This window comes from Gemmatimonadaceae bacterium (assembly GCA_035633115.1).
Classification (GTDB): domain Bacteria; phylum Gemmatimonadota; class Gemmatimonadetes; order Gemmatimonadales; family Gemmatimonadaceae; genus UBA4720.
In genome coordinates this window covers 451,863-463,748 of sequence record DASQFN010000047.1, presented here as the reverse complement: position 1 = coordinate 463,748, position 11,886 = coordinate 451,863, and the positions used below count along the sequence as shown (strand labels likewise).

The 11,886-nt window shown below is 60.9% G+C and carries 11 protein-coding genes; 3 read left to right on the top strand and 8 right to left on the bottom strand.

Annotation, left to right across the window (positions count from 1 at the left end):
* Positions 1-82: 82 nt before the first annotated feature.
* The 3 genes from VES88_06730 (at position 83) to VES88_06720 (ending at position 1,972) form a co-directional block, all read left to right on the top strand.
* Positions 83-328: a hypothetical protein gene (locus VES88_06730; protein HYN81180.1), complete on the top strand. Its 246-nt coding sequence runs from the start codon at positions 83-85 to the stop codon at positions 326-328.
* The gene (locus VES88_06725; protein ID HYN81179.1) at positions 325-777 is read left to right on the top strand and encodes a hypothetical protein; all 453 of its coding nucleotides are present in this window, start codon (positions 325-327) and stop codon (positions 775-777) included. Before VES88_06730 ends, VES88_06725 begins: the two co-directional genes overlap by 4 nt.
* 556 nt (positions 778-1,333) lie before the next feature.
* The gene (locus VES88_06720; protein HYN81178.1) at positions 1,334-1,972 is read left to right on the top strand and encodes a tetratricopeptide repeat protein; all 639 of its coding nucleotides are present in this window, start codon (positions 1,334-1,336) and stop codon (positions 1,970-1,972) included.
* A 180-nt stretch (positions 1,973-2,152) separates the two neighbouring features.
* Here VES88_06720 and dapF read toward each other — a convergent pair whose 3' ends face one another.
* The 8 genes from dapF to lptB are packed head-to-tail and all read right to left on the bottom strand — an operon-like array spanning position 2,153 to position 11,870.
* On the bottom strand, positions 2,153-3,025 hold the full coding sequence (dapF, locus tag VES88_06715) for a diaminopimelate epimerase (protein HYN81177.1): 873 nt from the start codon (positions 3,023-3,025) through the stop codon (positions 2,153-2,155).
* Positions 2,977-3,699: a polyprenol monophosphomannose synthase gene (locus VES88_06710; protein HYN81176.1), complete on the bottom strand. Its 723-nt coding sequence runs from the start codon at positions 3,697-3,699 to the stop codon at positions 2,977-2,979. The genes dapF and VES88_06710 overlap by 49 nt, the downstream gene beginning before the upstream one ends.
* Positions 3,692-6,145, bottom strand: a complete 2,454-nt coding sequence (locus tag VES88_06705) for a hypothetical protein (GenBank protein ID HYN81175.1) — start codon at positions 6,143-6,145, stop codon at positions 3,692-3,694. Before VES88_06705 ends, VES88_06710 begins: the two co-directional genes overlap by 8 nt.
* A gap of 10 nt (positions 6,146-6,155) precedes the next feature.
* Positions 6,156-7,079, bottom strand: coding sequence for a hypothetical protein (locus tag VES88_06700; GenBank protein HYN81174.1), 924 nt, complete (start codon positions 7,077-7,079; stop codon positions 6,156-6,158).
* Positions 7,060-8,226 carry a glycosyltransferase gene (locus VES88_06695; protein ID HYN81173.1) on the bottom strand — a complete coding sequence of 389 codons (1,167 nt, stop codon included), beginning with the start codon at positions 8,224-8,226 and terminating at the stop codon, positions 7,060-7,062. The genes VES88_06700 and VES88_06695 overlap by 20 nt, the downstream gene beginning before the upstream one ends.
* A gap of 4 nt (positions 8,227-8,230) precedes the next feature.
* Positions 8,231-9,166: a glycosyltransferase family 2 protein gene (locus VES88_06690; GenBank protein ID HYN81172.1), complete on the bottom strand. Its 936-nt coding sequence runs from the start codon at positions 9,164-9,166 to the stop codon at positions 8,231-8,233.
* 53 nt (positions 9,167-9,219) lie between these two features.
* A complete protein-coding gene (gene rpoN, locus VES88_06685; GenBank protein HYN81171.1) occupies positions 9,220-10,680 on the bottom strand; it encodes an RNA polymerase factor sigma-54 in 1,461 nt (486 codons plus the stop codon).
* Positions 10,677-11,870 carry an LPS export ABC transporter ATP-binding protein gene (lptB, locus tag VES88_06680; GenBank protein ID HYN81170.1) on the bottom strand — a complete coding sequence of 398 codons (1,194 nt, stop codon included), beginning with the start codon at positions 11,868-11,870 and terminating at the stop codon, positions 10,677-10,679. Before lptB ends, rpoN begins: the two co-directional genes overlap by 4 nt.
* Positions 11,871-11,886: the final 16 nt, after the last annotated feature.

Genomic DNA, 11,886 nt, shown 5'->3' with positions numbered 1-11,886 from the left:
GAAGGCAGAGGCCCGTACCTCTGGCCTGAAAGGCAAAACGCCGACATGCCAGACGACCCTTTCAACATGGATAGTGACAGAAATGCCTGAGCATAGTATCGTCGCATCGAAGTTCGGTCGCCTCGCCGCCGTTGTTACTGCCGGATTCACAAGTACGTTTGCCATCGCCGTTGCGGCGGGCATCTCGGAGACTGAGGCGGCGCTGTTGCTGCGCGGTGAAATTGAGCCTACTGACGAACTGCGCGAAATTCTCGAAACGCTAGTCAGCGACTACGCGCACGCCGTCAAAGCGGTGAACGCCGAGACAATGAAAAGGCGAATCATGTGAACGAATCCGGCGCCCACAGTCTTCATTCGCGCCTGACCGAGAGCCAAGCGAAATACGCATATTTTCTGCTTGCCATCGCTGCCGCTGCAATTGGGCTTGTCGTGCGGCAGACACAGGAAGCGCGTTTTCAACTCGCGCAAATTCCGCTTGCTGCAGCCGTTCTGTGTTACGGCGCAAGTTTCTTCTGCGGGTGTAAATACATCCAATGGATGAACGCAACGATGCGCGCCAACGTTGCTCTGCTTCAGATACAAGAGGGTAAGCATCCCGGCCTTCCGAATCACCCACAGCTCATTGAGGCTGCTGCGGACGGCGTGCGTCAGGCGGCCGAAACAAACTCGGCTGCGACCGCGAAATACAGCCGTTGGCAGTTTCGCCTGTTAATCGCTGGCGCAGTGTTCTACTTGGTCTGGCATGTCGCGACGATGTGGGGGCGTTCGTTTTCGTAGGGGGGCGTAACCGGACTGTTCACGGCAAAATGTCGGTTATGGCGGTTCGTGACGGTTCAAACTGCAACCGACATGACCGTAAGTCCTTAAGACCGGGGCCGTTAGACGCAGCGAATGTTGGTGTGTCGGTTAGCTGCACCTACTTGAGGCTAAAGAAAGCAAGAGAGAGAGAGGGCGAGCGCGTGCGAACTTCCGGCCGCGGACTACACATCGGAACTACGCCAGCGACCGACATACCAGCATTTCATCGGCCGAAAAAGGAAACGCCTTGGACAAATTCTGGACAAATTCGGCTGAAAAGGTCTGAACAAATTTGAAAAACAGGCCGATGCAGGAGTGCCGTTCACCCGTTAATTTCCCTCGGAGAATTGCCCAAAAGCGAAAGATTGTTTCACATTAGAAACGGTTTAAAACAAATTCCTAAACCGTTGGCCGGGTGTTCGAGTCACCCCGGGGGCACTTTCAGACGTTCGTCTACAGCTCGATACTCACACGAATCCCTCAATACATGACTTCGCCGCACCGACCTCGCGCAACTTCCGATAATCGTTTCGAAATGATGTCCGACTGGTTGGAGCTCCACAGCAAAGCAGTAACCGGAGCAGTCGTTGCCATCGCCGTGCTCGTCGGAGGCTTCTGGTTTTACACCCGGTCTGAGAACCTCAAAGGGGAGCGAGCCGAGCGGGCATATTATGCGGCGGAACAGTCGATGGCCGCTGGAAACCTGCCGCTCGCGGAGTCTGACCTTAGGAAGATGATCACCCGGTACGACGGGACGCCGGCGGCGAAGCAGGCCGTCCTGACCCTTGCTCAGCTCGAGTACGATCAAGGCAAGTACCAGGAAGGCATCACAATTCTGAAGCAGGCCATCCCAAAGCTGGAATCATCCGAGGAGTTCGCTGCGTCCGGACACGTTTTGTTGGCGGCCGGTTACGAGCAGCTTCGCAGATTCGTCGAAGCTGCGGCCGAGTACCAGGCCGCGGCTAAGAAGGCGCGGTTTGACCAGGACCGGCAGCGCTACGAGTCGCTCGCGGCAAACGCATATCTGCTCGGCGGCCGGAAGGAGGATGCGAAGCGGATCTGGTCTGTGCTCGCGGCAGACTCGAAAGGCACGGTGGCGGGAGAGGCTCGCGTGCGGCTCGGCGAGATGCTGGCGGCCCCGGCGACGCCCGTGGCAGCGCAGCAGAAGGGCTAGGAGGTCAAGCCTCGAGCGACCTGCCCATGGGTGAAAGGAACAACGTATAATATATGTTATGTAAACTCCGCAACCACAGGAAATGTGGAGAAACTCTCTTCTCCTCTAGGGGTGCACGCGGCGTATCCTCTTGTCCCTAAACGCCTTTCGAAGCTAAGCTGATGCACATCACGAGGCATGTTAGCGGACGGGCTCCAGCCGGCCCGTAAAGACGAGATCGGCCGCACCGCGCAAAGAGGGATTCCATCCAGCTCCAACTTTCCTGAGCCGAACCGACAAGGTCCGCCCGGATTTCGTCACCAAGCCTACAGGCTCCGAAGCCCTTCCCCAAGCCGTCAGCAGGACGGCAGCGGCCACAGCGCCGGTCCCGCACGCGAGGGTCTCGCCCTCCACGCCTCGCTCATAGGTGCGAATCGACCACTCTTTTCCGTCACCGGTGTCACGAGCCACGAAATTTACGTTGGCGCCCATGGCCAGCGATCGGTGGGTACGGACCTCACGGCCTCGCCCAACAATGTCGACCGCCGAAACGTCGGGTACTTCGATAACGACGTGAGGAACGCCGACCATGGCGTAGCCCAGTCTCTGCTCGGAGCCAGCGGGCGGAATTGGCGAGAAGTCAGGTGTCACGTCAACGACACCCTCGAGATCGATTTCAGGCAGACCATCCACAAGCCGCGCGTCGACGTCCCCCGCATCGGTGTGGATCGTGAAGCTGTCCGCTGAGCTGCCGAGGATCTTCGCCAGTCGCACCGAGCAAAGCGTGGCGTTTCCGCAGAGCTCCCCGCTGGAGCCGTCACTGTTGTAGTAGCGGATGTCCACCACATCGTCCTGCGGGCGGCTGAAGAATACGAGGCCATCCGCGCCGACGCCCGTTCCCCTGGCGCAAATCGCCTGAATTGCCTCAGGCGTCTCGAGATCACCAGCCGGCTCGGCGTCTATGTCAAAAAAGACGAAATCGTTGCCCGAGCCACTCATCTTATAGAAGGACCTGCCGGCGCTCGTCACACCCTTCTCAGCAGGCCCCACAATCGAAGCCGCCAGACCATCCATACTGCCTCTCTCACGATTTTCTTCGACATTTTGCTCGAGCCCTTCGTGCGATCGAAGAAGACAATCGGAATCTCGACAATTCGAAAGCCCTTCCGCCAGGCGCGGAAGCTCATCTCGATCTGAAACGCGTACCCGTTCGAGCGGACGTCATCGAGATTGATCGACTCCAGCACAACCCGGCGAAAGCACTTGAAGCCACCCGTGGCGTCGAAGACAGGCAGGCCCGTGACTCCTCGCGCGTAGATGTTCGCGGAATAGCTGAGGAACAGCCTGCTCATTGGCCAGTTGACGACGTTCACTTCGCCGTTCAGATACCTCGAGCCAAGCACGAGGTCCGCATTCTGAATGGCGCGAAGGAAATCGGGAATGCGCTCGGGGGGATGCGAAAAGTCAGCGTCCATCTCGAAGATAAAAGCGTAGTCGCGCGCGAGCGCCCACTTGAAGCCCGCGATATACGCAGTGCCGAGGCCGAGCTTTCCCTGCCGATGAATCACATGAACGCGCGGGTCAGCCGCCGCCATTTCATCGGCTACCGCACCCGTTCCGTCGGGAGATCCGTCGTCGACGATAAGAACGTCCAGCGACGGATCCTGCGAGAGAATTTCCGGAACAATTTGCGGGACATTGTCCCGCTCGTTGTACGTCGGAACGATTACGAGCGCTTTCTCAGGCAATCGCTCTCCGCTGCGCGACTGCGCCGACACCAGTCAGAAGAACTGCGGCGGCAAGGGCGATCAGCGTGATCACCTTCCCGTGTTGATATGCAGCGCTTGCAAAAGACAAGTTGACCTCCGTTGCTCCCTCGGGTAGTTGGACACCGATCAGCGAGAAATCGGCGCGTCCGGTCGGCACGGGCTTTCCGGCGACGGTTGCCTGCCACCCCGGGTAAAAGTTTTCGCTCACTACGAGAGCAGATCCGCGCGGAGCCGGCGAATCGAGACGGATGCCGACGCTGCCCGGAGCGTAGCGCGTTACCGACGCCTTCACCGCAAGAGGCTCCGGCAACGCGGTGACGTTCTCGATGCCCGTGACGGCGGCCGCCGTGTCGAACAGCGCGGCGCGTCGCACGTCGAAGCGACGGTCGAGAACGGTTCCAAGTACTGCGTCGTCCGGAGCCTTCACGATGATTGGGACTACCCAGGCGTATGGATTGTCACCGGGCAGTCTGTAGAGATACAGTGTGATACCGGCCGCATCCTGTGCCGGCCCCGCAACCGGCGTGGCTCCCGGGAACAGCTGCTCCGGATTCTCCGCGTTTGTGAGGAGGAATCGCGCGTTCAGGAGCTGCCACACATTGGGATTTACTATCTGACGATATCCCTGGTCCTTATCCAGCAGCGCATTGTACCTGCCGAGCTGATTTCCGTGATATCCGAGCACGTTTCGAATCCGGTGGACCATCAGGGCATCGCCCTCCAGGATGGGATCGCGATTTCCGATCGCAGCGAGAGGAACGGCAATCACCCTGCCCGGCTGGGTTTCTCGTTTCAGGGCGTCGAGCGTCGGGTCGGACGCGAACAGCTGCGCGGCGGCGGGTGAAAACACCCAGTAATACCGGAGGATCGTCCAGAGATCCACCGCGGCCAATGCCGATAGCGCCCAGCCACCTGCCCTGAGCGGAATCTTCCCGCGCTGTGTGAGGAGCACGAGTGCAACCGTTGCGACGACGAAGCCGAACGATCGCCACGCTCCGAGCATCAGGTCGAGCGAGTTTGCGATCGCACGGTCCAGCGTCTGCTCGTGAGCAAGGCTCTCGGCGATTGACGTCAAGATGCCTGCTGAGGCGAGAACAGCGATGAATGCCCCGAACCCGAGCCACGCATACAGATATCTCCTGCCCACGACGCGATCGATGACATGATCGACTCCCGCCGCGGCCAGCACACCGATTCCAAGCGAGCCAACGAAGAAAACCGAATTCGGTGCGCGAAAGAATTTCGTTCCGGGCACGAGAGCGTACGGGATGCGATAGAACGGCGTGTGTGAGCCCATCGCCCAGAGTGTGGCGATGATCACCGTCCCGGTGAAGAACAGGATCAGACGCCGGCGAGGGTCGGTCCTGAGACTCGAGAATGCAGCGCCGGCCATCAACAGGACCGCGACCCCGACGTAGTCGCTGTGGAAGTGGATACCGCTCTCGCCCCAGTAGTTTCTGAGTATTCCGGTGAATTGAGGGAGGTACGCGTTGAAGAGCTCGCTCGTCGGCCATGCGTACGAAGTTGCGACGGTGTAGTCAGGCAAACCGCCGGCTCGTGGCGACCAGGGGACATACTCGCGAAGCGGAAGATATTGGATTGCCCCCATGAGCCCGCCAATCACGACTGCGCCCAGAGCGAAGCCGAGGCGCATAGCTGCTTCCCGCGAGGTCAGCTCTTCCCTTCTCCACCCGGAGATCGCCAGAAAAAGCGCAAATGCGCCCGAGGCCAGCAGCAGGTATTGAAGCAGCTGCGGATGCGGACTGAGCACTACGAGACCGATCACGAGAGCCAGCGCGCCCCAGCTCCATCGCTTTCCGTCGCGGATTCCGCGGAGCAGCATAAGAAGCGTGAGCGGGAACAGCGCGCTGACGAACAGCTTTCCGTCGTGTCCCGGAGAAACAAGAGACGCGACCTGGCCCCCCATCATGTACGCGACTCCGCCGAACAGCGATCCAAAAAAACCGAAGCCACACGCGCGCAGGAACAGGAACGTGAAGAGGCCGGCGAGAAAAACGTGAATGACGAACCCCCACGTCATGGCGACGTCAGTGGGCAGGATCATCCGGAGCAGAAACGTCGGATAGAAGATGTCGCCATGCATCGCCGCGACGAATGGCATTCCTCCGAACAGGTACGGATTCCACAAAGGAAACTCTCCGGTAGCTCGCAGCGTGCTCGCAGCGAATTCCCGGAAGGCATAACCCGCGATGTACTGGTCGCTGTTCCCGCCGACGAGAAACTTTCCGGCGAGCGCGGGCCAGGCGAGGGAGAAGGTCAGGACAGCATAGGTCACTGCCGCCCAGAGTGTCTCGAGCGGCGGGCCTTTGAGACTTGCGGCTGGAACCACCGGCTCGCTCGGGTCGCTGCGGCCGGCGCCTCCCGTCGATGTCACATCCCGCGCCGGGCGAGCGTTGCGTTTCATCCGATCACCATTACCTGGAGGAGGAGCGACGCGTCAGGGCCAGATACACGAAACCTGGCAACAGCTCGATGACGGTGAGCCAGAGGCGCGACGCAACCGCCACCGCGAACGCGTCGGCCTGACCTGCGAGTCCCATACGCACCATCCCGGCAACCAGCGCGCTCTCTCGGACAATGACGCCGCCCGGCGCGAAGAGCGCGAGAAAACCGAGGATGTACGACGCCGCATAAACTGCGATGTACGAGGAGGTCTCGCCAGCCGCCGAGCCGAGCACTCCGCGGACAAAGAGCTGAAACGCCACTCCATAAGCGAGCCAGGACAGGAGCGACCGGGCCACAGTGAGAAGCAGTGTTCCCGCCCCCAGCGGCGGCACCTCGATCGCGCGTCCTGTCAGCGCAGATGCCGCGCGGGCGAGCGCAGGCAAGGTGGCTGGAAGCGATGCGATTGCTGCGCCGAGTGCCACGGCGACGATTGTCGCGAGCACCGGCTGGTCGATTGCGCGCACGCCCATGAACAGCGCGAGGGCAATGCCTGTCGCAGTGGTGATGAGCTGAATGAGGATCGAGGAACCAGCGGCTGCCACGGGCGACACTGCCTGCTCGCGCGCCATCACGCTCATGGCCGCGATCGACCACACTTTTCCCGGAAGATATTTCCCGAGATTCGAGATGAACCAGATGCGCGCCGCGGTGCTGAAATGCAGGTACCCTCCCCACCCGGCCAGAAGTCCGCGCCACGTGTCGATCAGCAGCACATACGTGAGCAGCACGATTGCCGTCGCCGCAGCGATCCACGTCCAGTCGAGGGAAAGCGTTGCAAGTCTGCCTGCGGCAGCGCTCCATTGACCTCGAAGTGCATTTGCCGCTGCCCAGACGATTGCCGCAGCGAAAATCCATTGCGCTGCGACGAAGAGCTTACGCCGGCTGGTCGTCAATTACTTTCTTGTAGATATCGGCGTAGCGCTGGGCGGCCGATTCCGGCGCAAATGCCGACAGCGCGTACAGCCTCCCCGCCGCACCCAGCGTGCGCGCCCGCTCCGGCTCGGCGATAACGTCATCGAGCGCCGATGCGAGCGCCGCTGAATCACCCGGCGGCACGAGCACGCCGGTGCGCCCGTCCTGAATCACGTCAGTCAGGCCGCCCGATTGAAATGCGACAACCGGTGTCTCGCAGAGAAGCGCCTCAACCGCGACTAGCCCCAGTCCTTCATCGATCGAGGGGACAACGAGTGCGGTCGCCGCGCGATATAGCCCGGCGAGCTGATCGGTCCTCAGCTGTCCGTGCCACGCAACGCGATCGCTGACTGAAAGCTCGTCCGCCAGAGCGCGATACCGCGCACTGTCGCCGCCATTCCCGACGACGTCGAGGATCGCTCGTTGCTTCATGAGGGACAGCGCGCGAAGCAGATGGTCCAGACCCTTTTGCGGCGTGAAGCGACCGATAAAAAGAAGGCGGGCATCCTCGCGCCGCCCGCCGGGAGTGTATCTCGCCGTATCCGCCGGCATTGGTGCGATTGCCGGCGTAACGGACGGCACCATTGCTTTGACTTCCGCGCCGAGCCACCTGGATACAGTCGTTACCGCGGAAGAATGCTGGAGGACGTGCCGGAACAGCGGACGGCTGATAGCCACCGTCCGCGCGAGACGCACGTCAGTCCCGTGCAATGTCGTGACGAGCGGACGATGCGACATTTTCGAGAGCCAGCTGCCAATCACGCCGCTTGGAAACCACCAGTGCGCGTGAATGACGTCTGGCTCGAAGCTTCTGCGCGCGCGAACCGCCGCAACGAAATCCGAGCCGAGGAACCCGACCAGAGCGAACCGCGCGCTCCACGAGGATGCGACGTCCTGGGCCATGTTCCCGGTGTAGGCGAGCTTCTCGTAGCGGCGTGGCGCATAGCGAAAGCGCTCGATTGTGATTCCGTCGAGCGCTTCCGAGGACGAGAGTCCGGCCGCCGATGGGGCAACGACGTGGACGTTTACTGATTGCTTCTGGAGCGCGACAGCGAGCCGGAGCAGGAACGAGCCCGGCGCATCCCCATACCCTCTGGGGAACGAGTGCGTCAGAAAAAGGACGTTCACGCTGCTATGGCTTTTGCAGCGTGTCGCGCCCCTGCGCCAATTCCTCCAGACGAGCGCGAAGCTCGCGCATCTCCGCGCGCTGCGCCGCGATCAGCTCTCCGATCAATCCCGTAGCAAACAGCACGCTCCCGAGGATGAGACACGTCTCGATCAGATTGAGCAGCGGACGGAAGCCTTCTCCTGCAAATATTCGCCAGAGCACAGCAGCAATTCCCACGAGGACACCGAGCACGAACAGCGCGGCGCCGAGCATGCCGAAGAGGAGCAGCGGCTTCTTGGCAAACCGCAGCTCGAACCATACCGCCAGCATGTCGAGCACGCCGATCGGAATTCTTCCGATTCCGAACTTCGACTTGCCCGCATAGCGAGGGTACAGCGGTACGGAAACCTCCGAAACCGTAAATCCCTGCGCTACGGCCATCACGATCATGTACCGGTGCCAGTCCGGCCGAGCCGGAAGAGCTTCCATTACTTCCCTTCGGTAGGCCTTCACCGAATTCAGATCGCGAACCGGAACGCGAAAGAGGCGCTGGCTGAGACGATTGTAGACGCCGGATACGAATGCCTTCTCGTACTGCCCTTCCTTGAAGCCGGTGACCATGTCGGAGGTGCCGTCGAGCACAGGCGCCACGAGCCGCGGAATATCCTCCGGCTTGTACTGGAGATCCGCCGGATAAAAAACGAGCACCGAACCGCGGGAGTGCAGATATCCGGTGCGCAGGGCTTCGGCAATTCCGCGCCTGTATCGGTGGCGCGCGGCCGTGAGAAACGGATACTGGCGCTGCAGCGACCCGAGAACCTCCCAGGTATCGTCGACCGATCCATCGTCGACAACGACCACCTCGTACATGCCGGGGCTTTGCGCAAACACCGCTGCTGCCTGCTCCATGAATGGCGGGAGATTCTCCGCCTCGTCCTTGGCGGGGACGAGGATGCTCACCAGCGGCCGGCGGGCAGCTGTATAGACTGGCGTAGTCTCCGACCGCACCGATGTCATACGCGCTTGCGCATCCTTGCTGAAAGAACGCCAAGCTGATCGCGATACTTGGCCACAGTCCGGCGCGCGATCTGAACGCCGCTCTCGCGGAGAATATTGACTATCGCCTGATCGGTCAGCGGATGTTTTGGATCCTCTTCCTGGACCAGCTTCTCTAGCTGTGCCTTGATGCCGCGCGCTGAAACGTCTTCACCATCAGTTGTCGCGAGCCCGGAGGAGAAGAAGAACTTGAGCGGCAGGACGCCCCTGGGAGTCTGCACGAACTTCTCGTTCGTCACCCGGCTTACCGTGGACTCGTGCATGTTGATCACTTCCGCCACCTCGCGGAGAGTGAGCGGCTTCAGGTGCTGCACTCCCTTGTCGAAGAACTCACGCTGTCTGTCGACGATGTAGTTCATCACCTTCAGCATCGTCTGGCGCCGCTGCTCGATTGCCTGAATCATCCAGTTGGCGGAGTTCAGCTTGTTGGAGATGAACTCCTTGTTCTCGCCTTCGAACTTCTTCTTGTCCCGCGCAATCTCCTGATAGGTCTTGCTGAGCTTGAGACGCGGCAGGTTCGCGTCATTCAGGAAGACGTGGTACTGGCCGTCGATCTTGTCGACGATGAGATCGGGGATGATGTAATTGTCGCTTCCGCTGCTGTAACGCAGGCCCGGCTTTGGATCGAGCTTGGCAATCTCGTCGGCTGCGCCCTGGACGTCCGCGGCGCTGATGCCGAAACGCTTCGAGATCTCACTCCAGCGGTGAGCGATGAGCTCGTCGAAGCAGTCGTGCACGAGACGATAAGGCAGCGACTGCTGGAGGCCGGCCTCCTTGAGCTGGAGCAACAGACATTCCTGCAGCGTGCGGGCGGCAACTCCGGGCGGGTCGAGGCTCTGCACGGTTGCCAGCATCTTCTCGGCTTCTTCTATAGTATAGAGCGGAAGATCGTCGGTGTCTCGCCCAGCCTCTTCGGCGGCACGCGTAACGACATCGTTGAGGGAGGAAACAACCTCCTCGACAGCGGACGCCAGATAACCATCGTCGCCGACATTGCCGATGAACTCGTCGGCGAGCAGCATCTGGCGCGGATCGAGCTCGAGCAGGCTCACCTGATCGCGGAGGTGGTCGCTCAGGTCGCGCGTCGCGACCGTCACCGGCTCGAAGTATTCCCGCTCCTCGTGCTCTTCTCTTCTCCCCCCGGCGGTGTCGAAGCCGTCGAGCAGTATCTCCTCCCAATCGATTTCCTCGCCCCGCTTCTCTTCCTCGGTCTCCTCGACGTTTTCAGTCTCTGTCTGCTCCTCTTCCTCTTCTTCCTCTTCCACGAGGTCGAGGAACGGATTGTTAAGCAGCTCCTGCTTGAGGTGCTGCTGGAGGTCGAGCAAAGGCATGTAGAGAAGATCCATCGCCTGGTACAGGCGTGGATTGATCTTGAGCTCCTGGCGGAGCTGCGTCGTCTGGCTGATTCCCGGCTTCACGAGGCTGCTCCGGCGACGGTCAAATGCGAGAACCGGTCACGCAGACGCGCGGTCAGCGTCGGGCCTAGATAGATGTCGGCCACAGTGTCGTCGAATACGAGATCGCGCACTGTTCCTGAAACCTTTACCTGACCGTCGAACATGATATACGCGCGGTCGACGATGTCGAGTGTCTGCTCGACGTTGTGGTCGCTGATGACAACTCCGATTCCCCGGTGCCGAAGGCCTGCGACAATAGTCTGGATGTCATGTACCGCGATTGGGTCAACACCGGCGAACGGCTCGTCGAGCATCATGAATTTCGGGTCGGTCACAAGAGCACGGGTGATCTCGAGCCTCCGCCGCTCCCCCCCGGAGAGCGAGTAAGCCTTGTTCTTCCGCAACCGCTTGATGCCGAGCTCGTCCAGCAGCTTCTCCAGCCGTCGTTGCCGCTCGGCTTTCGTAAGCGGCAGCGTCTCCAGTATCGCCAGAATGTTGTCCTCGACGGATAACTTGCGGAAGACTGACGGCTCCTGCGATAGATAGCCGATTCCGTGACGCGCCCGCTGATACATCGGCATGTCGGTAATGTCTTTGTCATCGAGCACAATGCGTCCCCTCTCGGGCTCGATCAACCCCACGATCATGTAGAACGTAGTCGTTTTGCCTGCTCCGTTCGGTCCGAGCAGTCCCACGATCTCGCCCTGTTGAAGCCTGAGATCGACATTGTTGACTACCGCCCGTCGGCGGTATGACTTCACCAGCCCCTTAGCCTCGAGAATGCTCCCTTTCGGGGCGGGCCGCTGCTGCCGCAGCGGATCGGTGGACGCCTCCTCACCTACATGCAGAAAACCTTCGGCGACCTCGAGCTTGTTGGGGCCTACGTCGCGCCATAGGGCTTCCGAGAGCCGAAGTCGTGCATCCGGGTCCTCCGGGTCTGGGGCCGGCGGCAGGAGCGCGCCGTCGCCGATGAGGCGCGGAACGATCGAGCTCGCGAAGTAGTTACGCACTTCATCGAGGCCAAGGCGTCCCGCCTCGCGCTCGGCGTCCCTGCCTTCGGTGCGAAGCGCACGGAGGTAGTCGTCGCGGTACCGAATGACCACAGCGTTGAAAGGCGCTGAGCCGGACGTGTCGGCCTCGTGAATAATTGCACCGAGGGCGATGGCGATCGAGCGCTCATCACCCGAGAGCTGCCGTATGATCTCGCGCACGCGTGGTGGAAACGAT

Bases quoted from the DNA above. Each gene is read 5' to 3' on its own strand.
- VES88_06705 (HYN81175.1), bottom strand. From the start codon at position 6,145: ATGAAACGCAACGCTCGCCCGGCGCGGGATGTGACATCGACGGGAGGC.
- VES88_06720 (HYN81178.1), top strand. From the start codon at position 1,334: ATGATGTCCGACTGGTTGGAGCTCCACAGCAAAGCAGTAACCGGAGCA.
- dapF (HYN81177.1), bottom strand. From the start codon at position 3,025: ATGGATGGTCTGGCGGCTTCGATTGTGGGGCCTGCTGAGAAGGGTGTG.
- VES88_06730 (HYN81180.1), top strand. From the start codon at position 83: ATGCCTGAGCATAGTATCGTCGCATCGAAGTTCGGTCGCCTCGCCGCC.